This is a genomic window from Vulcanisaeta distributa JCM 11217, assembly GCF_001316005.1.
Classification (GTDB): domain Archaea; phylum Thermoproteota; class Thermoprotei; order Thermoproteales; family Thermocladiaceae; genus Vulcanisaeta; species Vulcanisaeta distributa_B.
This window is the reverse complement of the sequence record NZ_BBBJ01000004.1, coordinates 111,989-137,372: the sequence shown is the minus strand read 5'-3', so window position 1 is coordinate 137,372 and position 25,384 is coordinate 111,989. Positions and strand designations below refer to the sequence as shown.

Here is a 25,384-nt window from a genome sequence, read left to right as displayed (position 1 = left end):
TTGAGGATAATGAAGATAAATTTAATTCTTTTGACGAAGCCGGAGGCACTCACTTCATATTCCTCATTAACTTCTGCCGTGACCCCCTCATCAAGCAGTTGCAACACCCTACCCACGATTGCCTGGTCCCTGTTTTGCAGGTTCTTATCCAGCTTGAGACCACTCTACTCCTTAACGCCAGCCCCGCCTTGACGACCTCGTCTGGGTACGAGGCCAGGATCTTCATGGTCGTCTTACACCAATTAATGTACTCATCATCAGTGGCCCTTTTGGCGAGGGTCTCAATGACCCCCCCACGGAGTGCTTGGAATGCCTGGTCCTCCTTAAGTGTGAATAGCATTTGTAGTATTGACCTTATTTGCTGCTCACGCTGGTTCTCGGGTAATCGGGCTATCTGTATTGGGTCCACCTGCGAACTCATTGATCACTGTTAATGTATTGCCAAAATAAATGAATCCCGGCACACCAGTAAAAATAACAAAATCCCAAATTAATCCCAGTTTTATGGAGGTAATAGAAGACGCAGTGGGTTACCGACATCCCTCAGGAAGTCGCGGAGTTCGCGCCTAACATTTTCATCGCGCAGGATCTCGATTATTAATGCCTTAAGTGACGACCTGAACTCCCTGTCATTAATTACCGAGAGCATTGACGATATCACTATCTTTCTGAGGTTTGGGTCGTTAACAAGGTCCGCCAGCACCACCTGTATTAATGGTTTAACGGACGCTAGTATCCCAGTCACGAGCATTTCCTGATTAATAACCTGCCCTGCCTGCACAGACTGCTTGTCATTACTCATTAACATACCATTAAATCAATGGGTTAAAAACCTATGTATTAACCTAGGTGGTGCGGAGTAGTGTTGATACTGTACTTAATTAAATAATCACTAATAGGCTATAGAGGTACATGATGATTAAGAGGAACGCTATGAACGCTGAGGATGTGACGCAGGTATAAAGCGGTCTCTAGGTAATCTTCCTAATCGATGCAAGACCGATGTCACTGGCTATATGCAGTATGAAGAAGAGCGATAATGGCGCAATTAATAGTATGTGTAATTGAGGGCTCGTCCTTAGTCAAGGAGCTGCCTTATGAGAAGGTAGTACGCATAGTTAATGAGTAGGCAGGAATCAGGCTAAAAGCTTAAATTTCTTGGTTCTCGGCTTTCCCTTGGGCCGGTAGTCTAGCCTGGAAGGATGCCCGCCTCGCACGCGGGAGATCCCGGGTTCAAATCCCGGCCGGTCCACCACAATCAATCCTTTCCCCTCTATCGTCAGTTTAGGATTTTATCTGCGTAATAACCTATTTTAGAGAATTCATCATTGAATTCCTTATATCATTATTTTAAATTTTCGAGTGCTCAGAGAATTTAGACGAGTAGGTTTGGCTTTCAGTTTCGTTATTAATAGGAACTAATAAGGTGATGCATGATGCAGCACCTAATGCGGGTTTAAATTCCGGCAAGGCTTCACCATAGGTTGTAAAGCTTATTTAGGGTGTAACGTTAAATGCCTTTAATGTTTTCGTTATTGGATGTTTATAGGGCTAGGCAGGTGATTAGTAGGTATTTGCCGAGGACTCCTCTTGTTTATTCACGTCAGTTATCTAGGTTGCTTGGCTTTGATGTTTACCTGAAGCTTGAGAATCTTCAGCCAACCAGGGCGTTTAAGGTTAGGGGGGGTGGTGTGTATTTCGCGATGGTTAGGAGGGATGAGGCACAGAGGAGGGGGATTAATTGCGGCGTCCACGGGCAATCACGCGCAGTCCGTTGCCTACGCCGGTAAGTTAATTGGTGCCAGGGTCGTGATCGTAATGCCCGAGGGCGTGTCTAGGGTTAAGGTTGAGGCTTTGAGGGATTTGGGCGCCGAGATTATATTTCACGGTAAGGTGTTTGATGAGGCCCTGGACTACGCAATAAACCTCGCCAACAGGGAGGGCTTGTTATTCGTGCATAGCACCAATGAGCCACTGCTCTATCCTGGAGTTGGCACAATGCACCTAGAGGTTGTTGAGGACCTGCCCGACGTTGATGTGGTGATTAACCCAATAGGCGGTGGCTCGGGAGCGTCAAGTGCCGTGATAGTCTATAAATCCGTTAACCCATCAATTAAGGTCATAGGCGTACAAGCGGAGGGTGCGCCAAGCGTTTATCTATCGCTTAAGGAGGGTAGGTTGATTTCCACGGGCTATGCTAGGACTATAGCCGAGGGTTTGGCCACGGCTAGGGCCTATGAGTTGCCGTTCAGCATATTGAGGGGGGGTAGGATTGATGATGTGGTTCTCGTTAGTGATGATGAGATGCTCAGGGCCATTAAGGAATTAGCCTTAACGCCGGGCAGGTCGCGGAGCCTGCGGGCGCCGCCGCATTGGCTGCTGCAATGAAGTTGAGGAGCCAGTTAGTGGGTAAGAAGGTCGTTGTAATGGTTACCGGCGGTAATATAGACCCAGAACTGTTTATGAAGGCCCTTGAGAATTATTAATTGTATGAGGAGTATCGTCGTCCTGGGCTTCGTCTCACCACTGCATAGGGATAGGTTACCCACTGTTAGTGGTGTTGATAGGGTCGTATCAAGTACTGATGAGTTAAGGGGGGGTTAAACATTAGTAACGCATTCGTCGTCGCATTAATACTGTCGGGCGGCGTTAGTCGCCTTGTCAGGGAGTTCGCCGAGGATTACGGCCTACGCAGGTTACTGCTTGTTTCTCATCCAGGCCTTAATAGCCTCGCCTCAGCCTTGATGCAAGGGCCCTACTTAGTGAGGTTGGGGTTGACTCAGGTATACTTCACCTCGATGACTTGAGCCATATTGACCATGCGCTTAGGATTGCCAGGGCCATAGCCTCCATACTCGGTATTAGGGTTGCCCTGCTTGGTGTTGGAGCTAAGGACAGCGTAGTCAGGACCTTTGAGGATAGGTTTGAGGCGAAGGTTGATGCTATACCCATGAAGAGCCTTGAGGACATGATTAATAATGCTGATGAGAAATTAGCCGCTGAGTTCGTGAACTACATTAAAGGTAGGGTTAAGTTTGAGGTTGGTGATGAGAGGCTTAGGGATGTTGGTAGGATCTACGCTGCCATGCGTGGTCTTTATGGTAAGTACGATGCCCTCGCAATTAACTGCTTCCCATACCTAATTAAGCATAGGGTCACACCATGTTTGGCGTTGGCTAAACTTAATGAGGAGGGTTGATAGCGGCGTGCGAGGCTGACTTAAGGGCTTTGTTCTCCATGGTCATTGCCAGGGAATTAACTGGCTATAGTGGTTGGATCGCGAACACGAACCACATTGAGGGCAGCAAGGTCACTATGGCTCATTGTACCATAGCCCTTAACATGGTGAGAGATGCCAGGGTTGTAACCCACTTTGAGTCTGGGTTTAACTATGGCTTGACTGGCAGGTTGTTGTTTAATGATGTGACTGGGGTCTCGGTCTCAAGCGACTTCAGGAGGATGGGAATCTTTAGCGCTAGGGTTGTTGAGTCAGGGTTGCTGAGCGATAGGATGTGCAGGACACAGGCCATACTTGACCTCGGCGTTAACTCCTCAATCATCCTTAGGCTGGCACCGTATAATCACCACGTCATAATACCCGGCAATGTGGTTAAGGAGTTGGAGACCATAGCCGGCGTTCTCGGCATGGAAGTCGTTAAGTATACGCAGTGAATCAGCACTCGCCCTTCATACCCTTTGGTGGCGTGACCCCCCCCTCTGGCCCAGGTACCTACCCAGGTACTTCGCCTCGCCAATTGTCTTTACTAAAACCACGTGTAGGAACCTCATGCCTGGCCTAAGGACCATGTAATTACCGCTATTGTTTATTACCTCTATCGTTACATTACCCTCAAAGCCCGCGTCGATTATTGTTGGTGGCACGCTCAAGCCATACCTGGCGAGGGTTGAGCGGAGGTTGCAGAAGCCGACCACGTCCCTTGGGAACTTCACGTACTCCATTGTCGTCAGTAATGCGAAGCTCCTTGGTGGTATTACTATCCTGCCATCCTTAGCCTCCACAATACTGAACAAATGCCTCGCACTCTCCAGTTCGCATGGGTCTATTACCTGCCCGTCGAAGGCGTATATCGCGTACTCAGTGCCGACCCTTAGGTCAAGCCCATTCTCCCTAACGACATCCTCGCTGAAGCTCAATTGATAGGACCCCCCCGCCTTTAACAAGCTTTAGTATTTCATCCCTCGTTAGTACGGCCATCAATTACTAACGAGTCTCGCGATTTATTTTTATTACCATGAAACGCCACAGGTATTCCCTACGTATTACTCATCACTACTGATTGGGCAGGTATACCTGCTCCCATGGATACTTATTCCTGTCCTTAACATCCCTTATCTCATCCAACTTCCTCATCATTGCCTTAAACTCATCATAACTAATCTTCCTGAAGAGCGGCCTAACGTTATTAACCCTAGTACCTGGCCTTGGCGGCTCATAGGCATCCGCCCAGGTTAATTTACCGAAGCCCGCCATTGACCATAGGTCCTCCATCGACTTGGGCATTACAGGCCATAGGCCTATTGATAGGGCCTTAACCATGTGCAGTGCGTTGAGCATAACTGCGCCTGCCTCATCCTTATTACTCTTTATTAACTCCCAGGGCTGTCTCTCGTTTAGGTACCTATTACCGACTCTCGCAATCTCCACAACCTCCATTAACGCATCCCTAAGCTCAATCCTCTCATAATGTTCCTCAGCACTCCTGAAGTGATTCAGGGCCTCATCCCTATACTTAACATCGACATCCCCCCCAAGAGAGCCGCTTGGTACCTCACCATTGAACCTAGTGCTTATGAAGGTGAGTACCCTATGTATGAAGTTGCCAATTACGTCATTCAATATGGAGTTTATGACCTCAAGGGTTTGGTGCCACGCGAAGCTCGTGTCCTTGCCCTCAGGCCTTTGGTAAATGAGTATGAATCTCCAGTAATCAACCGGCATTAGTGCCAGTGCTTCATCAATCCAAATGCCAATCCTCTGGCTCTTGGAGAACTTCTTACCCTCAAACAGCAGGTACTCAGTCGATGCCGTGGTGTAGGGCATTACGTATGGGTCTCCAGAGGCTATGAGCATTGCGGGTAGTAGTATTACGTGGAATGGTATGTTATCCTTACCCACGAAGAACACGACCCGTGTACTTGGGTCAAACCAGAACTTCTTCCACTCATCCTCATTACCCCTGTTCCTGAAGTACTCTATTGTTGCTGATATGTAGCCGAGCACGGCCTCGAACCATACATATATCGTCTTATTATCGGCGCCAGGGAATGGAGCCTCAATGCCCCCCCATTTATTATCCCTGGTAATGGCCCTTGGTCTTAACCCTTCCTTAAGCATCCCAAGGCTCATTTGCTTGGCGTTCTCAGGTAGTGCCGTGTTCTCCTCAACGTACTTCCTAACCCTATCCTCAAGCTTCGTTAAGTCCAAGTACCAATGCCTGGTCTTAACCCAAATGGGCTTAGAGCCGCATATTGCGCATCTCGGGTTTATCAGGAGTCTCGGCTCGAGTAATCTACCGCAATTCTCACATTGATCACCGCGGGCCTTATCATAACCACAATATGGGCATGTGCCGATTATGAACCTGTCGGGTAAGTAAATCTTATCCTTTGGGCAGTAGGGCACTTCATCCTCCTTAGTGAATACATAGCCATTATTGTAAAGCTTCATGAAGAACTCCTTAACGAACTCCCTATGCACCGGTGACTCCGTCCTTGTATAATTATCGAAACTAATCTCCCATAATTCAAACAATCTCTTCACAATCTCATGCATCCTATCGGTCAATTCCCTCGGCTTAATGCCTAGCTGAAGCGCCTCAACCTCAATTGGTGTACCATGCTCATCGGAGCCCGACACGAAAACAACGTCATCCCCCCTGAGCCTAAGGTACCTGGTGAAAACGTCGGCGGATAACACGGAACCGATCAAATTACCTAGGTGAGGCACTGCGTATATGTACGGCCATGCAGAGCCTATGACCCATTTTCTCTTAGCATTTCCAGTTTGGTCACCCTCACCACCAAATGGCACAATGCATGTCGGAAATTTAAGTTTTAAGGATTTACTAAGAGGGATTACTCAACCTTAATCTCGAATCCCTTCTTACCTGAGCTCTTCTTCTTCAGTTCCACGGTTAATACGCCATTCCTATACGTGGCCTTTGACTGATTTGGATCAACCTCAGCCGGCAGGTCAACCTCCTTATAGTATTTCCTATCGCTATCCCTGGCGCTTATGATTAGTTTCTTACCATCCTCGGTAACCCTAATACTTATCTTGTCCTTATCAACACCAGGCATGTCCATTACAACCTTTATTGAGTCCTCCTCCTCAATAACGTCAGTTAATGGCTCAATGTCCTCCTCAATGATTGGTCTCTCACCCTTCGGCCTGACATTACCGAACTCCTTAATCCTAGGCTTCCCGTCAGCCTATGGATATTTCAAAGCCATAGTAGTAATACTTAGGCCTTGCCCTACCTCCGCGCCTTTCCTCCTCCTCTGGCGTAACTCCTCTCATCATTCTCTCCATCTCCTCCTCCATCTCTCGCTCAAGTTCCTCAAAGTACTTCTGAATTCTCTTGAACCAGTTATCAATGTCCTCGAACCACGACATACAAGAACAAAAATAGTATGGTCTTAATAAACCTTTATTGCCCTTCCAGTTCAACCTCAGGCCTCTCCTCAGCACTGGCTTTCATTCTCTTGATCATCCTCGTTATCTCACCAGCCACCTTATTACGGACCGCCTTACTCGGTATATCCGCCAACTCAGCGACCACCTTCTTATTCGTCTCAAAATCCTCACTAAACCTGTCTGGGTAAACCTCAAGCAACCTCCTCGCAAGGCTCTTTATGTACCTTGGCCTGACACGACCCATTGATTAGCCGTATTCTTAACCCCCCCTTTAAAATCTTATGTTATGTACGTAATGCTAATGCTTTTAATAACTGGTTTAGGCATTACTACTGCCGTGAGTAACGTAAGGATTAATGTAATGGAGCCAATACTGAGGCCCATCTACTTCCTAACGGGATTCGCTGGCATAGGTATGGTTGGCTACTTAGTGGTTCAGCACCTATCCAATGCCCTTAATTGCCGTAGGGTTGGGTTCATAGAGATGCCCAGGGAACCCCCCCCATTGAGTGCGTACATCATTAGTACAAACATGCTCTCAACACCTGGCGAGATTTATTATTGCCAGGTACTGACTTCACCATTTCCATAATTCATTGGGACGGCGACTTCATGACTAAGTACGCCCATGATGTGGTTAAGACACTTGCACGTTGGGTATATATCAACGGATTTAGGGAAGCCATACTATTTGGCGGGCTTGACAATAGGTTAAGGGGGGGTGAGGACTTGGACCAGTTGAGGGTTGCCGTAACCACGGAGTATAGGAATAGGCACTCACTGGGTAAGGTTAAGCTTATGGAGCTTAACTACGCAATGGTTGGGCCATTAGCACTATTAATGAATGAGTTTGAGAGGTTGGGCGTACCAGCCATCTCCATACTACCTTATGCCGAGCCATTCCGCGCAGACCCGAATGCGGCTATCGTCGCCATTCAATTCCTAAAGGAATTAACGGGTGTAGAGGTCGACGTCAGCAGACTGAGGGAGTTGGCTGACATGATTGATAAGGAGATTAAGGAGTTGCAGGAAAGCATGAAGCGTAGGGAGGGACCTCCCCCCCATTACATTTAATTACTACATTGATTGCTACCTACCTCCTTAATTACCCAGGGTATTAATGAGTATAGTTCCTGCCTTGACTCAGCCTCTAACACCGTCACGCCTTTAAAGCCTAGGCTCATTAACTCATTAATCAGTTTTTCATGGCTTTTCTTCATAATAACTATGACATCCGTGAACCCCCCCTATCCCGTAATCTCACTAGGTATTTACGTAGTAAGTGGTGAGATAACGTACGCAGGTAGTTCGGTGTTGGTTCTGGATACTCATGCTGTGATAGTGGGTATATCTCGCTTATTTCGTAGGGTATTGGGCCTAGGACCGGGTTATTTATCACTACATGAACCCTACTAAGTAGGTTGTTGGTTGATAATTGGTCTATTAACCAGTAAACCAGTGAATCCCTTATGTATGGCCTGTCAAGGAGCTCGCCTGGCAATACCACGACAATGCATCCCTGGGGGGGCGGCTCATAATTATTGAGGAGCCTCTCAATGTGTCTAATGATTTCGGGCCTATGCAGTGATTCCACGGATGTTATGTGCAGCGCCCTAACACGCCCAGATTCGTCCGGGATCACCTTCAATAAAGCCCTTAATCCCTTCCTTAGTGCCAGTAATGCTGATTTAGCCCTCGCATCACCACCAGCCTTCTCCTCGAGGTATTCCCAAAGGGTTCCCTCCTTAATCCTAGCCTTAATCTCCTGGATCTCCTCCCAAAGCACGTATAGGTTGTGGATTGCCAATAACCTCTCACGCTCAGCCTTATTCATACTCATTAACTCCTTAACACCGTACTTCCTACACACGGGGCAGTTGCAGGGTATTCTATCAACCTTAACCTCACTAAGTCTAACAGTCCTATCCCTAAGGATTATCCTATCATCACGGGCATACAGAACGTAACTGGCAGAGTCAAATAGGTCAATGCCTAAGGCGACTGCAAAGGGTAGTATTAATGGGTGCCCAGCCCCCCCAAAGAGGTGCACGGGCTTACCTGGTGGCAGCCTCTCCTTCACCACGCTATCATCCTCATTATCGTTGAAAAGTCATACTCCTCAAGGAGCGTTGTTGGACTACCAATGGCGTAAATATCGAAGTTCAACTCGCCCATCTTCGTGGCTGAGTAACTAAGTATGTCGAGCTTATCACCACCCTGCACCGGACCCACAATAAGCATTTTATGTTCAGGGTCCCAAACCCTATCCTTTACAAGGGCTGCCCTAGCCCTCCTCAGGGTCTCCTCAACCTCAAGCATTACCACATCCCTGGGCCTACCCCCACTGGGTCGGTATGTCGAGTATCACGCCTATGTCCGTGCCTATGTCAATTTCGTACTTAAGAATCTCGTCTGGAGATACCTCGACCTTACCATACATGAGCAGTTGATACGCGCCGGAGTCCGTCATTATGGGCTTACCCCAATTAAGCAGTTTATGTACGCCAACCTCCCTGACCAGGTCACCATAATGTCTCTTAAGTAGGTAGGCATTAGTTATTATTTGGTTAAAGCCTATATCCGCAATATCGCTTAGCGACACAACCTGTTTCACAGGGTTTATCACAGGGAATAAGGCTGGGGGGGTTTCGATAATTCCGGACTTAGTCCTTAACCTACCAATCCTCCCAGCCAAGTCCTTCTCCAGTATTTCAAAGGACATTAGGGAACTACCATAAGGGACAGAATCACTCTAAAAATGTATTCATCGTGGTTTTAGCCCATTTGCCGATTAGGCCCTCCGTTTAGACATAAACTCATCAAATAATTCCTTAACACGCTTAGCCAATGGCCCTGAACCCTCAACACCTGCCGTAGTCACCTTTACATTACCCACCTGCACCACGTTTGCCTCCTCAATGTACTTAACCATGCCAGGGAAGTACTTATCTATGTACCTGGCGAATTCTCTGAGATCCACGAATTCCTGAACAAGGACTATGTCCACTATGGCGTGGCTCATTATCAGTACTCGGGAGAACCTCTCATTCTTATTATTGACGGCGTCCACGAGCATTATGTTTAACGAGCTGTCTATACCCACGAGCAATCCCTGGTAAGTCGTGCCCGTGCTCGTGGTTACCCTAACCTCCTTATTTACCATGTTCAGTAATTCTGCATTAAACCTCCTGGCTGCATCGGCGAGTAACGACATAATTAATCAGGATTACATAAGATAAGCTTTTTTAGTATTTTTCCTTACCGTAGAACGATGCAGTTAAGTGGTGATTTCAGGGTAATGGATGTTAAGGGTACGGATTATAGAGGCGTTGTAAGGCTCGAAATGAGCAGCGAATCCGGAATATCCCTAGCCCTTGAGTACCCTAGGGATGTCATTGGCGTTGATATTAAGCAGGGAGATAATGTCAGGGTCAGCATTAGTAATGAGAAGGACCCAAACTACGTATCGAATTGGGATGTTTACATGAATGGCGTCGTGTATTACGTAGGTGAAAGTATTGTTAAGATATCGATAGGTGGCTTAATAATGGACATTAGTAATTTCAAAAATGATGTTAGGGTTGGCGAGAAGGTATACATTGGTTTGAAGGTATTAAAGTGATCTGAAAGTTTCAGTAAACTCCCACACCCCCACTGGAGTTTAGTAATCCTGAGTTGTTTAGCATATAAACACTGGACTTATTAATAACGAGGATGGGAATCACAATGCAATGCAATGCCCTTACTGCGGAAGTTCAAGAGTAATTGAGAGGGATGGAGAATATGTATGCATGAATTGCGGTACTGTGGTTGGCTCTGTATACGTTTACGATACGTATACGCAATCATCACCATTAATAGATGGTGAAGAGATTGACTTATCACCAATTTGGAGATCCGTAGAGAGGAGTGTTAGGAGAAGCAATGAGGTTAGGTTGAGCATCTATAAGAGGTTGAGGGCAATAAATGAGTTGTTCAGGGTGAGACGTGAGAGTTACTCAATTTATAGGGCCTATGACTGTATGCTATTCATAGCTAGAGCCTTCGGTATAAGTAATGAGTATGTCGAGGAGGCTAAGCTCATTTTTAGGAAAATGCTGGCGAGCAGGGGGGGCTTGTCCTCAGCTACCTATTACGAGGCTGCGGTCGCCGCAATGCTATATGTAATATTGTCACACAACCTGCCCATAAGTACTAAGCAGGTAATAAACACATGTAGGTCAAGGGGTCATAAACTAACCTTTGAATCAATAAGGGACTCCCTGGCCATCACCGGCGTTAAATATAACCTGAGGGATAGGATACTATCGCACATAAAGTCAGGGCTTGTCAAGTTATTTGGTGATTCCTGGGTCACGGTATATCCCGAGGCTGAAAAGTTCCTAGATTCATTAAAAAAGTCCGTTATTCAATCGAGAAGTCCACCCATATTAGCCGCCGCCATTGTTTACTGCGTGAGTAAGAGACTGGGTTATAGGATTAAGGTTGAGGATGTGGCTAAGGCCGTCCAAGTCAGTCAATTCACCCTGAGAGATTACGCACGTAGGCTATGCCCCCCCAATTAAGTTAATATCACACCCGGTGATACGTATCATGAAGATACCCGAATCCCTACTAGGCATACCTGAAGGCAGGGAGGTAATATTAACTAAATTAGTAATTGCCCACCAAATCCTGAGCTGCATTAGATGCCCATTAATTAATAGGTGTGAGTTTACGAAGAAACTCTCGAACATGGCTATGGAGGGTAAGATCGACATTGACGCCATTGAGACACTAAGTACCTGTGAGTTTACGAATCTAAAGTCATTACTTAATGCCGTACGTAATTCAGGCAGTAATGAGGGATTCATAAGTAGGGTTCTTAATTTATTGATTAAGTATGGCACCAAGTCTCATTTAAGAATAGAATCGTTTAAGGAGGGTTTAATCATTACAATGGATGGATTCTCATTAGTTATCGATAACGTTAAATCGGTGAGTAGGCAATCCATGGCCTCATCCTTTAATACAATGGTTAAGGATGGCGAGTGCTTAATTGAGCTTCATAAAATTAATAATGACTATTTGAATTACCTGGTTGAATTGGTGAGTAGGGTTGTTCCTAATAATGAGTATTCCTTATCATCACTATTATCATCAAGGGAGATATTCCTATCAATGCTAATTGACGATTCCACGCTTAAATCATCATTAGTACTCGCCAGTTTAGGCTTGGGTGATTTAGCACCACTCATTCTGAGTCAGGAGGTTGAGGATATATTCATAACCCAGGACTCGGTATACATTAATCATAGTATGTATGGGGGGGTTTGCAGGGTTATCAATGCCGATGCCCAGGCCATAGCGAGGCAGTTCCTTAAGATCGCAAACATAAGCGGTGTTAGAGTTTCTGTAGATAATCCAAGTGGTAAGTTCTCAATTATGGTGGGTAATAAGAGACTTAGGGTTTCGGTTGATAGATGGCCCTTGGTTGAGGGTTTGTCAGTGCACGTTAGGCTTCATAAGAAGCCCTTCACAATTAATGAGTTGATTGATTTAGGTTCAATTAGTATTGAGGAAGCTGGTGAGTTAATTCTGGCACTGCGTCATGGGCTTAATATCTTGATAATGGGTCCACCATCAAGTGGTAAAACAACGCTATTGAATGCACTGGATATGGCGCTACCACTTAATTTAAGGAGGATATATATTGATGAGACTGATGAATCCTTGGAATTACCAACATCAAGTGTTAAGGTTAAATCAATAATTGGTAAGACTGAGGAGGTACTTAAGTCATTGCATAGGGGTTATGGCGTGTTAATAATCGGTGAGTTAAGGGAGAGGGATCACTTTGAAGCCTTAATACACGGCGTTAATGCAGGCCTTCAGGTATTAGGTACCACGCATGCTGATGGTGTTGAATCATTAATGAATAGGTTGAGAGCCTTCTCATTGAATGAATTAATTGACCTGGGCAAATTCGTGTTAGTGACGATGGAGAGGACTAACTCAATGCGTCGGGTCAAGTCCATTATTTACCCGAAGAGTTTCAATCCAGGAAGATGGGAAATAAACGCAGTAATTAATGCGTTAATGAGGGTAGCAATGCCGTTAATAACGATTATATTGAGTATTCAATTCAATTAAACAAGCTATTGAATAGCATTGGTGATGGTAATGAGCCTAAATGAATACCTACTGGGTAATGCCAGGGCTAGGGCTCAGGAAATAATTGATTCGCTTGATAAGTCCTTAACAATACTCATTGGAATAACATCGATAGGACCCATAGCCCTGTTCGTATTCTCTACGTTAGTAAACCCATATCTCTCACTCTTGATACCTCTCTTCGTGACATTCACGGCAATCCTCATTAGGAGAATGTTCCTCAGGTTCAGGGCTAGGCTCAATAATGAGTTATTAAGCTCCATGGATTCTAAGGATGGCTTTGTGAGTGAGTTATTAAGTGGTGATGGGTCGTTAGTCATGAGCATTCTTGGGGGGGCTGATGATTCACGTAGGTGGATTTACCTGCTGAGGTCCTTATACGGCGTCAATGGCGACATTCTTGATTCCATATTATCCAGGGAGTTGCAGGGTAATCTATCAATGAACGAATTAAGCCTTGCTAGGTACGTACTGGCGCTAAGGTATGCTAGCGATAAGATAACAATTAGCGCATTGAAGAGGGGGGGCTTAAGAACGGTAATGCTTAGCTACTACATACTGCTTTTCGCAATACCTGCGGTGGCGAAGTCCCTTCAATACCTCGGAATCCACTGGAATACTCTTTTCATAATTTTAATCCAGGCGGTGATATCGGTCATGATAATTATCTTTGCGAGAATAATGAGGAGAGAATTTAATATTGACATTAATATGTACATGCCCCCCCTTACGGCGATTATTTTGAGTATCTTATTGAGTTTAATTCTTTTGACCTTACTCAAATGATGAACTTGAACCTCCGCTTTTACTCTCCTCGCCCTCCTTCTTCTCCTCCTCCTTCTTCTCACTCTCAATCTTACTTGCGGCGATTATCTCATCAATCCTCAACACCATTGTTGCAGCCTCAACGGCAGCCTTCAAAGCCTGTAACTTAACGGTTAAGGGCTCAATGACGTCCAGCGACCACATGTCGGCTACTTTACCTGTGAAGGCATTAATACCGTACTTCCAACCATCCTCCTTACTCTCATGTATGTGCCTCAGCTCAGTTAATACATCAACGGCGTCAAGGCCGGCGTTTTCAGCGAGGGTCTTCGGTATTACCTCAACGGCGTTTGCAAAGGCCTCCACAGCGTACTGCTCCCTACCGCTGACCTTAGCAGCAAACTGCCTAACCACCTTAGCAACCTCCATCTCAGGCGCGCCACCGCCGGGTAGTACGTAGGGCTCCTCAATGACGTCAGAGACAACACTGAGCGCATCCGTTAGATTCCTCTCGGCCTCATCAACAAGCCTCTCAAAGCCTCCTCTAATTAGTATGCTGACGGCCTTTGGATTCTTACACTGCTCGACAAATACCATCTTCTCATCTCCAACCCTCCTCTCCTCAACAAGGCCTGCGAAGCCGAGGTCAGCCTCCGTCATGTCCTCAATGTTAGTCACTAACCTGCCGCCGGTTGCCCTAACGAGCTTCTCAATGTCGCTCCTCTTAACCCTCCTAACTGCTAAGATGCCGGCCTTGGCCAGGTAGTACTGGGCCATGTCATCAATGCCCTTCGTTGTGAAGACCGCATTTACTCCAAGCGCCTTGAACTTATCAACGTAAGACTTCAATATGTTCTCCTCCTCATCAAGGAATGCCCTTATCTGGTTGGGGGGGTCATTAATCCTAATCTCAGCATCGATCTCAGGCTTTTCAACCTCAAGTGGTGCATCGAGTAATGCTATCTTAGCATTAACAACCCTCTTTGGCATTGCCGCATGAACAACCTCCTTATCGATCACAATGCCATAAACTAACTGTGTATCCTCAAGGGCACCGCCATGCTTCTTAACGATCTGCACATTATCTAAGTCTGCAACCCATTCACCATTTCTCTCCTCAGCGACCTGTAGCATAGCCTTAACCGCAAGCTCTGCGAAGTAATCCTTGACCGTCTCGCTTATTTTGCCATGCATTGCCGTGGACGCAACCTTCTTAAGCGTTGCAACATCATCCCTCTTCACTGGAACCGCTATCTTCTTTAAATGCTCTGTTGCCACATCTAGTGCCTTCTTAAACCCTGAAACCACGACTGTTGGGTGTATGTTCTTATCAAGTAGCTTCTCCGCCTCCTCAAGCAATGCGCCAGCTAGTATTACTGCCGTTGTTGTCCCGTCACCAACCTCATCATCCTGAGTCTTAGAAATTTCAACGAGTAGCTTACCAATTGGATGCTGAATGTCCATCTCATCGAGTATTGTAGCTCCATCATTCGTGATTGTTATGTCACCAAGGCTGTCAATGAGCATCTTATCCATACCCTTGGGGGGCCAAGCGTTGACTTCATAACCTCAGCAACTGCCTTAGCAACCATTATGTTTATCCTCATTGCCTCCTTACCAAAGGCCCTTTGAGTCCCCCCCTCCTTCAATACCAGTACTGGCACACCACCGATTTGTGCTAGATATGCCTGTGTACCGCTGCTCATCGGCGACTCCGTAAAGCACTTCTATAAAAACCTTTCTTTCCCATGAAGGGTAAACCCTCGCATCACCACACCAATAAATTGTTTAAATCGAGACTATTCACCTTAAGAACATCACCAGCATTAACAACAGGCTTCATAAACCTGTCTAGATCATCAATTCCAATTCTCGGGCATGCAGTATTTACCACGGCATCCACGGGCAGGTTATTAACGTAATCAGGCGAAACCTCATTTAAATCAATAATTACGAAATCCTTACCCAACCTCCTCAACCTATTAATCAATGCCTCAACCAGGTCAGGCCTATATTGGCCGGGCTTTCTCGAGATGGCAATACCCACTAGCTTCGCATTATTGAAATCCTGAATTGCCTTAACCTTCATAGCTAAGTACCTGCGGTACACTGTATCCACATTCTCAAGCGTTCCTCTAAATACGTCAAATAAATAAACAGTCGTTTGAGGCCTCAGGAACTTAAACGTCAATGGGTAGAAGTATCCGGAGCTTATGAATAAGACCGTATTCGGTATTGAAAATTGTATAAAACAGCCGGTTATTGGGTCGGGTGCCATTGGCGCATTAAGCATCTCCGCAATTTCATGGGCGTATAGCTTGTATGGTAATGAATACGCAATGAAGGGATTAATACCTGACTTAACAAGATCATTAAGAACATCCCTAGCCCTACTCAATAATTCAGGCTTTGGTTCGTAGTAAATGGCCGAGAATAATACCGTGGGTCCATTCTCAACCTCAATAATAATAACGTCACCAGAACCCCCCCTCCTCCTCACTCTGAAGTTATTACTTATTATACGGAAAATATTAGGTGGTAATGCGTGACCTAAGTGAATTACGTACTGATAATTATTCACTACCGAGAAATCACAGGCGCCCCAAACATTCTGACCACTTAAATACGTTCTATAGCCCTTATTATTTAAGTACCGTACAACCTCCAACCCAACATTCTTAAATCCAAGGGGGGGGTCTCGACTAGTATCTTCGCACCTGCGTTATTCCTGCCTAAAGCATCCTCAATATCCCTAAGCGGCAGAAGGTATGCGCCTAACACCTCTATTAAATTATTGCTATAATCCACGGAACACCCTCACCCTAGATGGTATATAAATAAATTCTGTGTGCTCTAAATGGTCCATCAACGACTATTGACTTTATGGGTCGCCAACCAGGTACCTCAAAGTCATGACTAACCACGCGGGAGCCACGTCTAAGTTCCCTGTTTAATTTCGGCCTTAATTTCTCATTAACGTCACTACCCAGATACAGCGTCACCACATCCGCTATTGAGTAATCGAAATCGAAAAGATCACCCCCCCACACCACATACGCCCTACCCCCCCTCAACCCAAGCTTCTCAAAGGATTCAATACAAGACCTAACCAATGCTGGGTTAATCTCAATACCTATACCAATCGCATTAAACATGGTGACGGCCAACGTAATGATGCCGCACTCGCCAGCACCGGGGGGGTCAACGACAACCTCTCCAGGCCTTACATTAGCTAGTTTAAGCATTTCAATCGCGATATCACGTGGTGTGGGCACATAGGGTACAGCCATATCCGTATTCCCTCTTTTATTTAAAGGAAAAGAATTTAAAGGCGTGCTCATATCGAGGTCTTAGAACCCAAAGCCATGTCCACAACATCCCAGTTGGAATATGAAAGGTTAAATGGGGGGGTGATCGGTAAGCACGTGTACGGTAATTTATACGGGGGGGTTGACCCAAGCATTCTAAGTGATGAGAAATTCCTACGGTCACTGGTGATAAAGCTGCCGAAGTAGCCAATGTCCATCTAGTCGAGGTTAAGTCGTGGAAGTTCATTAACGGTGATAAGGAGGGGGGGGTAAGTGTATTGGCATTGGTTGTGGAGAGTCACATAGCAATACATACATGGCCTGTCTACAGGTTTGCCACGGTCGACGTATACACGTGTGGCGACCACAGCATGCCCGACAAGGCATTTAACTACATCGTTAGTGTTCTTAAGCCAAGGAAATACGTTGTTAATTATGCAGATAGATCAAGTGAGTAATTAATGATTTAAAATATAAGTTTAATAATATTTATTATTTAAATAATGGCATTATGATGTTGGCGCAGGTATACATCTAAGAATCCTAATTGCTGTTTTTACATCATCAGCTGTTACCGTCTTTCTTCCAGCATGTCTCGCCAACTCTATACTCTTTGAGGCTATATCAAACGCAATATATTCAAGAATATCTCTCAATGCTTGTATTGCATCTTCACCCACTCTTTCAGCACCTGCTTTATGGAAAATTCTATCTATTGGTGCCAGTGGTAATTCCGGCATTAATGATATTCTTTAGGGATTAATATTTAAGGATTTTTCCTCTTTCTACACATAAGAAATTAAGCGTGTATTAAAGACCAATATCCTCTAATTTATAGGTTAACGTTGCGAATTTCGTCTTATATAAGTAAAAGATTTTACCGCAGTTATTACAGCGGCATGCGATTATGAAGTTCTCACTGCCTCTTCTACTTAGGAATTGTATCATTGTCCAATTATTCATGCCGCAGTATGGGCAGGTAATCACCATTATCCATCACCGAGGAAATCCATTATATTGCGCCTATTATTAATGCTATCTCCAACCTTTTTATCCCCACTATCACTAGTGTTACCCTTGCTCTCCTCAGTCTCCTTAATAGCCTCATCTATTGGAATCACTGCAGTATTTTCTTCATCACCATATCTCGTAGTCAATACCTTCCTAACAAGCTAACTATGCCCTCATTGATATTATCAACCCTCCTAGTCCACTGCCCCCCCAAATTATTTAGTGCGTCAAGTGGGGTTCCAAAGGCCCTCAATAATGCCTCAGCCCTTTTTGGGCCTATTCCGGGTAGTGATGAGAGGAATTGAATCTGGGCATCCCTAATCGTTTCACTCCTCTTAACGGGCACAGCTTAATGCCCTTACTCCCCCCCATCTTCTCCACTAACGACTTCAGGGCGTAAGCCGTGCCCTCCTCATCAGGCGTATACAATACCTTAATGCCCATATCAACCAGCGTACTTAACGCACCAAGCACGGCGTGTCTATGCACGTCTCTCCTATTTTGGGCTCTCCATAAATCGCCCTCGATAATTACGTAGGCCCTACTAAATGCCCGTAATAACTCCCTGCTCTGCTCGAATAACCTACCATCCACTATCGATGATATGAAGTCCATAGCCCTTTTACGCTCAACACCAATGTCGCTCGGTAGTACGTAATCGCCAATATCCAGTTTACGAGGAACGACACTACAACCCAGTCGTTTAATCCACTTAATAACTTCCTCGGCCGTTTCATACTCCCGCGAATCGACTATTATAACGCAATCCACAGAGTCCTCACTCAATGAAATTAAGATAGGAACTAATTAATTTACCTAATCCATACTTAAGCCACTCCATGAGCCTCTTCGGAGACAACCATGTAAATGCCGAATAACGTCACGGCAATGCCAATGATGGTTAATGTCTGGGGGGGAACTTGGTGAAATATCGCAAGTGCAAGCAACGATGCACCAATTGGTTCGCCCAATGTTGATGTAGTTACAGTTATGGCCCTCGAATACCTAAGGGAATAATTCAATAATGTATGGCCGAGTAACATTGGTCCAAGAACAATCATTAATATGTAAAACCAGGTATATGGTGGGTATGGCCAGAACTTCGTATGCATCATTAGGCCGACAATTAATGTTGTTATTGCCGAGACGCTATAGACGGGTACTGTGTACGTCGCTAGGGAAGCCCTGACCCTAATGAACCTACCAACCAGGAAATACACGGCACCAGATACGGCACCAGCAAGTGCGAGTAAGTCGCCAATTAGTGCTCTCATGCTCACGTAGAATTCAGGTACCGTAATTAATACGATGCCCAGGAAGGCTGTTAATGTGCCTATTACTGAACGCTTACCAGCCTTTCACCAATTAATTTACCCATTGCCAATGTGAATATTGGGTATGTTGAGACTAACGTGGTGCTCGCGGCCACTGTGGTTAGGTATAGGCTCTCGATCCAAGTCATGAAGTGCGTTGCCAAGCAACGCCACTAATTACCATAAGTATTAACTCATTTTTCGACGGTGTGTAAGCGTCCTTCTTTCTTTCAATTATGAGTAATGGCGATAACACAGCCGCGGCTATTGCCGTTCTCCAAAAGGCCACGGCTATTGGTTGAGCGCCAGACAATAGTATTAATATTGATGCCCAGGATATCGCCACCACAGCTACCGTAAGTACTGCATAGTATTTAATTGCCATAACGCATTTCCTGATTAACAAGAATCAAGGTTTAAATTTGTTAATAATACATCAATCCTAACGTGGGCATGAAATTTATAAATTAGCCATGAGAATTATCAAAAAACGTGGTTAAGGTACCAATAAGGCTTGTCAGTTGGGATGAAATAGCTGAGTGGGCTAGGGTATTATCAATGAAAATAAAGGATTCGGGTTGGCTGCCCGACATAGTCGTTGCGATAGCCAGGGGTGGTTATGCGCCGGCTAGGCTAGTCTGTGATTACCTAGGCATTACCGACTTAATTAGTCTCCAGGTTGTTCATTGGCCATCAACAGCCCAGGTTGCTGAGAAGGCATACATTAAGTATCCGCTATCCGTTGACTTAAGTGGTAAGAGGGTGCTCGTGATTGATGACATCGTTGATACCGGGGGGGATTCCATTCAATTAGCCAAGGAACACATAGAGCGTAATAATAGGAATGTGGAGGTGAGGACCGCGGCTCTTCAGTGGATCTCAACCGTTGCTAAGTTTAAACCTGATTATTGGGCTATTGAGGTTAGGGATTGGACGTGGTTCGTCTATCCATGGAACATCACCGAGGACACCACTAACTTCATAAAGAGAGTATTAACTGAGGAGTCCAGGGGGGGTGGTAAGAGGGAGTGGACATTAAATGAGATTATTAATAGGATGGTTGATTGGTATGGGGGGGATGAGATACTCAAGGTTAAGGTCACCTACATAGACCTAGCCCTAAGGAACCTGGAGAGGCAGGGCGTGATAACCAGGACCTATAAGGATGGTGTTGAGCACATAACGCTTAAGTCATGATTACTAAGGCGAGAGAGTAATCATTTTTAAAGCCGGCGATTAATGTGTCATGAATGCTTACGCAGGAGGAGAGAATAAGGGCATCAGTAATAGGTAGGATAGGGAGATTCAGAATATACCTATACCTAATTTTACTACTGCTTTTCCTAGCGGCTTACTTCCTCGGCTATGCCGTAAAGCCAAGCCAGGAATTCGCAGCCCAGGTTAATCAGGAGGTTAATCAGGAGGAGTCAATGATAAACAAGTTATCATCGGTATCCCAGATCGCCGCATTCTCATATAAGTTAACAAACCTAATGATGTCGTTGGGTCCATCATTAATACCACTGTTTGGTATTTGGAATACAGCTGAGCAGTGGGTCTATGCGGGTATCGCCACGAATGCTGTTTCCAGCAATATTGCGGTGTCAATAATGGCGGAGACAATATTACTATCACTCATAATCGCGATACCCTCAACCGACGGTTTATTACTAACCCTATTATTAATTAACTACGGAAGAGATAGGAACTTCAGAGACCTGGCGATACTCTCCCTACGTTGGTACATAATGTCCGCAATCCTAGCCATCGTATTACTAATACTATTCGCGGCAATACCATAATCAAACAAGGCCTTTTGGTTCAACACGCCTGAACTCAAGACCGTATTGCCTCAGGTAATGATAAGCCGCGGATGAGATGGAGGGCGCAACGAGAATACCCCCCCTAACGTTCCTACCCTCTTTCTGGCTTAGGTGCTCGACATAACGCTTAAGCTGATTAACGGCATCTGGACCCGCCTGGCTTCTCTTGCACTCAATAACCACCAAATTACCTCTAGAGTCCTTACCCAATAGGTCTATGTCACCAACAATCGTGTGGTACTCCCTGGCAATTATTTGTAGCCCATCCTCAACAATGCCTGGATTACTCACTATGGCATTTACCAAGTCCTCCTCAGTACCAAAGACCCTGTAATTCAATGTAACGCCAAGTCTCAAGGCGCTTACGAGCCTAATCACGGGTACCTCAACAATAACAACCTCCCTTGGGCTAGCCCTAACGCTCCTAAGGTTAGCACGCCAAGGTTTATTGAGGCATATAACGTAGACGGTGGTGGGTTCCAAAGCCTGGGCTTCTCCTTATTGGATTCGTGAACCATAAACGTCCCATCAGGCTTCGAAATGACCAGTCTAGGCATTAAGTCTTCAAGCTGGGACTTTGCTCTGCCCTCGTAGGATGCGGTCATGTCCCCCCCATAGATGAGTATTACATGTGTGCTCTTCCTAAGGTTTATGAGCCTGAGGGCCTCGGTCGGCGATGGATCAACTAAGTACTCAAGGTCTGGTGTTGCTTCCTTATTTATGAAGTTTGTGATATCCATTATGATGTTACTTATTATTTAAACATAAGAACTTTCTTCCGTATATTCATTTCGTATACTCAACATCATCCTCACTTATTAACTCCAGCTCAAAGTTTAATTCATAAAGAATCTTGGCGATATCGAATGTGCTGAGTCTTAATGGGTTAATGATTATGTTGAGTGTATTATTCTCAATCCAGATATCAAGGGGGGGCTTGATCGCTCTCTGAGCATGTTCTAAATTACCTAGCTTAATTAACCTAAACCTGTAATACCTGGCGTATGCCGTGCACCCGTTATCAAGGGCTTCATTCACAAAGTCTGCATCGTCATCTATCATTACGAGCGCCCCCTCACCACTTAGATTGATTATGTTTACATCTCTATTCCTAATAACGTTATCAAGGCACTCCCTCCACTTAATTAAGTATACTAGGCTCATTGATTAATCATCTTTTCAATAAATTCCTTAACCCTACGGATGTCAACCTCCTCGATCTCTATTAGGCTTAGGGCATTATGTAGTATGGCATTAAATTCATCTTTAGCTACTGAATCAATCTCATTAAGCTCAGTCATTATGTAATTAATCACAGCCCTGGCAGCCAATCCCCCCCTTAGGCTGGACTGCATGCTTTTCAACTCCTTTAATAATTCATTATTGCTCATTGAAATCGATTAATGAAATAATGCCTTTTAATACTTTTTACCAACGAAGATTCATTACTGTCTCTTATCAATGGGTACGTAGGGCAGGTCATGAGGACCTATGTAGCACGCCCTGGGCCTAAACAGCCTATGTTGGTCTAAGTACTCAATGGCATGCGCAGCCCACCCAACTACCCTAGACATTGCAAATATCGGTGTGTAGTACTCGTAGGGTATACCCAGTAGGTACATCGCTATGCCACTCCAGAAGTCAATGTTCGGGTAAAGCTTCTTGGGAGCCAACTTCTCTAGGACCACCTTCTCCACCTCCTCAGCAATTCTATACCACGTCATTTCACCTTTAGTCTCACTCAACTGCCTAACGAGTTCCTTGTATATCCTAGCCTCGGGTCATAGGCCTTATAAACCCTGTGACCAACACCCATCAACCTCTTACCCTCAGCAAGTAGCTTCTCCACGTATGGCCTGGCATTCTCGGGCTTCCCAATCTCCAGGTACTGCTTCATTGCCGCTTCATTCGCACCACCGTGAAGTGGACCCTTCAATGCAGCAATACCGGCCGCTATCGCTGAGTACAGGTCTGTCCATGTTGATATTGCGACTAACGTCGCGAATGTCGATGCAGGTACCTCATGGTCAATGTGGAGGACTAGGTAAAGGTCTATCGCCTTTGTTGATGTTTCATCAGGCTCCTTCCCAAACATCATATAGAGGAAGTTGGCGGCATGACTTAGGTCTCTCCTGGGCTGGACCAGATCAAGGCCCCTACTCGCTCTGTAATGCGCCGCTATCATTATTGGTAGGGCCGACGTTAACTTGATAGCTCTCCTAAGATTAGCCTCCTTACTATAATCGCTTGGATTATCATCAAACGCGCCTAGGGCAGCCACACCCGCCTCCAGGGCGAGCATCGGATGCGCCTTAACCTTGCCTAACGTGGTCACTATTGAGTAAACTTCACTGGGTAGGTCCCTATATGACGCCAGCAATGCCTTAAAGTCATCCAGCTCCTTCTTATTAGGTAATTTACCATACAGTATTAAGTACGCAACTTCCTCAAATGTTGAGTACTTAGCTAAATCATCAATCCTATAACCCCCTATACCAAAGAATGCCATTCTTACCATCAATATCACTTATTGTGGTGGTCTTTACGAGGACATCCTCAAGGCCGTGAATTATTGGCCCACACGGACTTTGAATAACTTTACCACTTGTCTCAATCTTAACCTCCTTAACCTCCTCGCTCATACGTATTTAACCCAACAAGCACTTATTTAAATACTATCCTAGTATATAATTTAATTATATTTAAGGTGTTAGTCAAGCGTCGAATTTCTAATAGATGGCTAGAAAATTTTGTTCATGTGCGTGGGCAATAAAAGGCTTAATACTGCATGAGTTTTCTAATCCTTAATGATTAGGGGGGGTCTTTTCATTGGCAGGTTTCAACCACCGCACTGGGGGGGACATGTTTGGGCGGTAAGGGATATACTCAATGAGGTTGATGAGTTAATAGTAGTAATTGGTTCTGCACAATTCAATTACATAATTAAGGATCCATTCACGGTTGGGGGGGAGAGGATTTGGATGCTAAGGGAGGCTTTGAGGGAGGGCGGTGTGGATTTGTCGAGGGTGATAATAGTGCCAATACCCAATATTGAGAATAACGCGGCATGGTTCGGTTACTTAAGGTCATACGTACCACCATTCCAAGTGGCTTACACGGGCAATCCATTCGTGGCCATGTTACTCAGGGAGGCAGGCATTGAAGTAAGGCAACAACCACTTTATGATAGGCAGAGGTATAACTCCACAAGGATTAGAGAATTAATGCTTAAAGATGATCCTGAGTGGGAAGGTCTCGTACCAAAATCAGTGGCTGAAATAATAAGAAAGATAAACGGAATAGAAAGACTAAAGACCATAGCCACAGGCGAAGCAGAACCGCATAAATGGTAAGTAATCGCTAACAAGCCTCAATTAACAATCATAAACTTCCTAATAACGAAAAACATTGATCATTAATAATTTCATAGCATGAGGATCGAGAATGACACGTGCATATTTAGTTTAGTGATTGAATGCAAGGTGGCGCCGCCGCCGGGATTTGAACCCGGGACCTACGGGTTAACAGCCCGCCGCTCTACCGGGCTGAGCTACGGCGGCTGGTCATTGATGCCTTTGTTAGAATTTAAGTTTTTTGCCCTGATTATAGTTGATCATCTCATTGGGTAAGTGCCTGTTTAAAGCTTTGTAATGCTATATCTATTTTGTCTAAGTCCTCCTTTGTTAGTATACCATTTACACTTATCGCATCTATTACTGTGAAGCCCGCCTTCTCAAGCCTTGTTTTTACATGCCTAAGCACCACATCACCCCATCCATAATCCGCTATTAGTAGTACTGGCTTTCCACCCCCCCTTAATTTCTTTATCAATAGGTTGATTACGTAATCCATTAGTGGGAATGGCTCGGTATCGTATGTGGACACTCCAAGAACTATGCCAAGCGCGTTATTTACCTCTCCAATTAAATCACCAATACTTGCTCTTTCCTTATCCGTAAACTTATAGATACCAACGTTGAATCCCCAATCACTGAGTACGTGGGTTACATGACTCATTATTCCATCTACGAAGCCATACATTGAGGAATACACAACCATCACTTTCCTGTCAACAGGAGTCTTTAACGCGAACTCCCTATATAGGTCAATTGCCTTATTTACGAGACTTCCCTTAATCACCGCGCCATGTGCAGGTGCGATAATTTCAATGTTGCCTTTAGTTGCTGCCAACACCTTATCGAGATTTTTAATGACATTATCCCTGTAAAAGCCAATTATATTTGCGAAGTACTTCCTCATTGACGATACATACTCATCATTTAGGTAATCAATGAATACCGACTTAGGTATTGTATATGCACCAAAGACATCACAGGTTATCAAGGCCTTTAT

General features: G+C 45.1%; 29 protein-coding genes, 2 tRNA genes and 8 pseudogenes. 14 read left to right on the top strand and 25 right to left on the bottom strand.

The window, feature by feature from the left end:
* Window positions 1-49 precede the first annotated feature (49 nt).
* Window positions 50-421, bottom strand: a complete 372-nt coding sequence (locus JCM11217_RS05635; RefSeq protein WP_243678477.1) for a hypothetical protein — start codon at window positions 419-421, stop codon at window positions 50-52.
* Window positions 422-502: 81 nt separating this feature from the next.
* The gene (locus JCM11217_RS05630; protein WP_243678476.1) at window positions 503-802 is read right to left on the bottom strand and encodes a hypothetical protein; all 300 of its coding nucleotides are present in this window, start codon (window positions 800-802) and stop codon (window positions 503-505) included.
* 376 nt (window positions 803-1,178) lie between these two features.
* On the opposite strand from JCM11217_RS05630, the gene JCM11217_RS05625 reads away from it, so the two are divergent.
* The 5 genes from JCM11217_RS05625 (at window position 1,179) to JCM11217_RS14245 (ending at window position 3,672) form a co-directional block, all read left to right on the top strand.
* Window positions 1,179-1,255 (top strand) — tRNA-Ala (locus tag JCM11217_RS05625).
* Window positions 1,256-1,523: 268 nt separating this feature from the next.
* Window positions 1,524-1,790, top strand: a complete 267-nt coding sequence (locus JCM11217_RS14255; RefSeq protein ID WP_243678475.1) for a pyridoxal-phosphate dependent enzyme — start codon at window positions 1,524-1,526, stop codon at window positions 1,788-1,790.
* Complete coding sequence (locus JCM11217_RS05620) at window positions 1,717-2,388, top strand: pyridoxal-phosphate dependent enzyme (protein WP_243678474.1); 672 nt, start codon at window positions 1,717-1,719, stop codon at window positions 2,386-2,388. The genes JCM11217_RS14255 and JCM11217_RS05620 overlap by 74 nt, the downstream gene beginning before the upstream one ends.
* A gap of 415 nt (window positions 2,389-2,803) precedes the next feature.
* Entirely contained in the window at window positions 2,804-3,199 is a 396-nt protein-coding gene (locus JCM11217_RS14250; RefSeq protein WP_243678473.1) for a hypothetical protein, read from the top strand.
* Window positions 3,196-3,672 (top strand): hypothetical protein, encoded by a 477-nt coding sequence (locus tag JCM11217_RS14245; protein WP_243678472.1) that lies wholly within the window; start codon window positions 3,196-3,198, stop codon window positions 3,670-3,672. Before JCM11217_RS14250 ends, JCM11217_RS14245 begins: the two co-directional genes overlap by 4 nt.
* A gap of 1 nt (window position 3,673) precedes the next feature.
* On the opposite strand, the pseudogene dcd reads toward JCM11217_RS14245, so the two are convergent.
* From dcd to JCM11217_RS05595, 4 genes and pseudogenes are all read right to left on the bottom strand, one after another.
* Window positions 3,674-4,216, bottom strand: a pseudogene (gene dcd, locus JCM11217_RS05610) (dCTP deaminase).
* Window positions 4,217-4,291: 75 nt separating this feature from the next.
* Window positions 4,292-6,052: a methionine--tRNA ligase gene (metG, locus tag JCM11217_RS05605; protein WP_054842332.1), complete on the bottom strand. Its 1,761-nt coding sequence runs from the start codon at window positions 6,050-6,052 to the stop codon at window positions 4,292-4,294.
* 44 nt (window positions 6,053-6,096) lie between these two features.
* Window positions 6,097-6,637: pseudogene (locus JCM11217_RS05600) on the bottom strand (Hsp20/alpha crystallin family protein).
* A 34-nt stretch (window positions 6,638-6,671) separates the two neighbouring features.
* On the bottom strand, window positions 6,672-6,902 hold the full coding sequence (locus JCM11217_RS05595; protein WP_054842331.1) for a 30S ribosomal protein S17e: 231 nt from the start codon (window positions 6,900-6,902) through the stop codon (window positions 6,672-6,674).
* A 171-nt stretch (window positions 6,903-7,073) separates the two neighbouring features.
* Here JCM11217_RS05595 and JCM11217_RS05585 point away from each other — a divergent pair.
* Window positions 7,074-7,732, top strand: a pseudogene (locus JCM11217_RS05585) (PAC2 family protein).
* Window positions 7,733-7,883: 151 nt separating this feature from the next.
* Here the strand turns inward: JCM11217_RS05585 and tgtA are convergent.
* Both tgtA and JCM11217_RS05565 read right to left on the bottom strand, forming a co-directional pair.
* Window positions 7,884-9,380 (bottom strand): annotated as a pseudogene (gene tgtA / locus JCM11217_RS14240) (tRNA guanosine(15) transglycosylase TgtA).
* 69 nt (window positions 9,381-9,449) lie between these two features.
* On the bottom strand, window positions 9,450-9,872 hold the full coding sequence (locus JCM11217_RS05565) for an Lsm family RNA-binding protein (RefSeq protein WP_054842325.1): 423 nt from the start codon (window positions 9,870-9,872) through the stop codon (window positions 9,450-9,452).
* 57 nt (window positions 9,873-9,929) lie between these two features.
* Here JCM11217_RS05565 and JCM11217_RS05560 point away from each other — a divergent pair, with 57 nt between their 5' ends.
* From JCM11217_RS05560 to JCM11217_RS05545, 4 genes are all read left to right on the top strand, one after another.
* On the top strand, window positions 9,930-10,280 hold the full coding sequence (locus JCM11217_RS05560; protein ID WP_054842324.1) for a hypothetical protein: 351 nt from the start codon (window positions 9,930-9,932) through the stop codon (window positions 10,278-10,280).
* Between the two features lie 109 nt (window positions 10,281-10,389).
* Window positions 10,390-11,223, top strand: coding sequence for a TFIIB-type zinc ribbon-containing protein (locus tag JCM11217_RS05555; RefSeq protein WP_054842323.1), 834 nt, complete (start codon window positions 10,390-10,392; stop codon window positions 11,221-11,223).
* Between the two features lie 28 nt (window positions 11,224-11,251).
* Window positions 11,252-12,790, top strand: a complete 1,539-nt coding sequence (tadA, locus tag JCM11217_RS05550; protein WP_054842322.1) for an ATPase, T2SS/T4P/T4SS family — start codon at window positions 11,252-11,254, stop codon at window positions 12,788-12,790.
* 30 nt (window positions 12,791-12,820) lie between these two features.
* Window positions 12,821-13,597, top strand: coding sequence for a hypothetical protein (locus tag JCM11217_RS05545; RefSeq protein WP_054842363.1), 777 nt, complete (start codon window positions 12,821-12,823; stop codon window positions 13,595-13,597).
* Here the strand turns inward: JCM11217_RS05545 and JCM11217_RS05540 are convergent.
* The 4 genes and pseudogenes from JCM11217_RS05540 to JCM11217_RS05530 all read right to left on the bottom strand — a co-directional run bounded on the left by JCM11217_RS05540 (window position 13,586) and on the right by JCM11217_RS05530 (window position 16,866).
* A pseudogene (locus JCM11217_RS05540) lies at window positions 13,586-15,282 on the bottom strand (TCP-1/cpn60 chaperonin family protein). The gene JCM11217_RS05545 and the pseudogene JCM11217_RS05540 sit on opposite strands and share 12 nt — an antisense overlap.
* Window positions 15,283-15,344: 62 nt before the next feature.
* Complete coding sequence (locus tag JCM11217_RS05535; protein ID WP_243678471.1) at window positions 15,345-16,244, bottom strand: diphthamide synthesis protein; 900 nt, start codon at window positions 16,242-16,244, stop codon at window positions 15,345-15,347.
* Window positions 16,223-16,384 (bottom strand): hypothetical protein, encoded by a 162-nt coding sequence (locus JCM11217_RS14235; RefSeq protein WP_243678470.1) that lies wholly within the window; start codon window positions 16,382-16,384, stop codon window positions 16,223-16,225. Before JCM11217_RS14235 ends, JCM11217_RS05535 begins: the two co-directional genes overlap by 22 nt.
* A gap of 14 nt (window positions 16,385-16,398) precedes the next feature.
* A complete protein-coding gene (locus JCM11217_RS05530) occupies window positions 16,399-16,866 on the bottom strand; it encodes a hypothetical protein (RefSeq protein WP_054842321.1) in 468 nt (155 codons plus the stop codon).
* Window positions 16,867-16,941: 75 nt separating this feature from the next.
* Here JCM11217_RS05530 and speD point away from each other — a divergent pair.
* Window positions 16,942-17,342: pseudogene (gene speD, locus JCM11217_RS05525) on the top strand (adenosylmethionine decarboxylase).
* Between the two features lie 51 nt (window positions 17,343-17,393).
* Here the strand turns inward: speD and JCM11217_RS05520 are convergent.
* The 7 genes from JCM11217_RS05520 to JCM11217_RS14210 all read right to left on the bottom strand — a co-directional run bounded on the left by JCM11217_RS05520 (window position 17,394) and on the right by JCM11217_RS14210 (window position 19,593).
* Window positions 17,394-17,624 (bottom strand): histone family protein, encoded by a 231-nt coding sequence (locus tag JCM11217_RS05520; protein WP_013336951.1) that lies wholly within the window; start codon window positions 17,622-17,624, stop codon window positions 17,394-17,396.
* A 70-nt stretch (window positions 17,625-17,694) separates the two neighbouring features.
* Entirely contained in the window at window positions 17,695-17,832 is a 138-nt protein-coding gene (locus tag JCM11217_RS14230) for a hypothetical protein (protein ID WP_243678519.1), read from the bottom strand.
* Window positions 17,833-17,873: 41 nt separating this feature from the next.
* Window positions 17,874-18,041 carry a hypothetical protein gene (locus tag JCM11217_RS14225; RefSeq protein ID WP_243678469.1) on the bottom strand — a complete coding sequence of 56 codons (168 nt, stop codon included), beginning with the start codon at window positions 18,039-18,041 and terminating at the stop codon, window positions 17,874-17,876.
* Between the two features lie 130 nt (window positions 18,042-18,171).
* Complete coding sequence (locus tag JCM11217_RS05515; RefSeq protein ID WP_243678468.1) at window positions 18,172-18,666, bottom strand: ERCC4 domain-containing protein; 495 nt, start codon at window positions 18,664-18,666, stop codon at window positions 18,172-18,174.
* A gap of 56 nt (window positions 18,667-18,722) precedes the next feature.
* Complete coding sequence (locus JCM11217_RS14220; protein ID WP_243678518.1) at window positions 18,723-19,169, bottom strand: DMT family transporter; 447 nt, start codon at window positions 19,167-19,169, stop codon at window positions 18,723-18,725.
* Between the two features lie 62 nt (window positions 19,170-19,231).
* Entirely contained in the window at window positions 19,232-19,372 is a 141-nt protein-coding gene (locus JCM11217_RS14215; RefSeq protein WP_243678467.1) for a hypothetical protein, read from the bottom strand.
* Complete coding sequence (locus tag JCM11217_RS14210; protein WP_243678466.1) at window positions 19,354-19,593, bottom strand: EamA family transporter; 240 nt, start codon at window positions 19,591-19,593, stop codon at window positions 19,354-19,356. The genes JCM11217_RS14215 and JCM11217_RS14210 overlap by 19 nt, the downstream gene beginning before the upstream one ends.
* 107 nt (window positions 19,594-19,700) lie before the next feature.
* On the opposite strand from JCM11217_RS14210, the gene JCM11217_RS05505 reads away from it, so the two are divergent.
* Both JCM11217_RS05505 and JCM11217_RS05500 read left to right on the top strand, forming a co-directional pair.
* Window positions 19,701-20,405 (top strand): phosphoribosyltransferase, encoded by a 705-nt coding sequence (locus tag JCM11217_RS05505; protein ID WP_054842320.1) that lies wholly within the window; start codon window positions 19,701-19,703, stop codon window positions 20,403-20,405.
* Between the two features lie 53 nt (window positions 20,406-20,458).
* Window positions 20,459-21,010 carry a hypothetical protein gene (locus JCM11217_RS05500; protein WP_054842319.1) on the top strand — a complete coding sequence of 184 codons (552 nt, stop codon included), beginning with the start codon at window positions 20,459-20,461 and terminating at the stop codon, window positions 21,008-21,010.
* Here the strand turns inward: JCM11217_RS05500 and nucS are convergent.
* The 4 genes and pseudogenes from nucS to JCM11217_RS05480 form a co-directional block, all read right to left on the bottom strand.
* Window positions 21,011-21,588 (bottom strand): annotated as a pseudogene (nucS, locus tag JCM11217_RS05495) (endonuclease NucS).
* Window positions 21,589-21,817: 229 nt separating this feature from the next.
* Window positions 21,818-22,195, bottom strand: a complete 378-nt coding sequence (locus tag JCM11217_RS05490) for a hypothetical protein (protein WP_054842318.1) — start codon at window positions 22,193-22,195, stop codon at window positions 21,818-21,820.
* Window positions 22,192-22,422, bottom strand: a complete 231-nt coding sequence (locus tag JCM11217_RS05485) for a hypothetical protein (RefSeq protein WP_054842317.1) — start codon at window positions 22,420-22,422, stop codon at window positions 22,192-22,194. The genes JCM11217_RS05490 and JCM11217_RS05485 overlap by 4 nt, the downstream gene beginning before the upstream one ends.
* Window positions 22,423-22,476: 54 nt before the next feature.
* Window positions 22,477-23,673, bottom strand: a pseudogene (locus JCM11217_RS05480) (citrate synthase/methylcitrate synthase).
* A gap of 165 nt (window positions 23,674-23,838) precedes the next feature.
* Between JCM11217_RS05480 and JCM11217_RS05475 the strand changes: the two are divergent.
* Window positions 23,839-24,384, top strand: coding sequence for a nicotinamide-nucleotide adenylyltransferase (locus JCM11217_RS05475; protein ID WP_054842316.1), 546 nt, complete (start codon window positions 23,839-23,841; stop codon window positions 24,382-24,384).
* Window positions 24,385-24,514: 130 nt separating this feature from the next.
* Here JCM11217_RS05475 and JCM11217_RS05470 read toward each other — a convergent pair.
* Window positions 24,515-24,591: transfer RNA gene (locus JCM11217_RS05470), tRNA-Asn, on the bottom strand.
* A gap of 58 nt (window positions 24,592-24,649) precedes the next feature.
* Window positions 24,650-25,375, bottom strand: coding sequence for a hypothetical protein (locus tag JCM11217_RS05465; RefSeq protein ID WP_054842315.1), 726 nt, complete (start codon window positions 25,373-25,375; stop codon window positions 24,650-24,652).
* Between the last annotated feature and the right edge of the window lie 9 nt (window positions 25,376-25,384).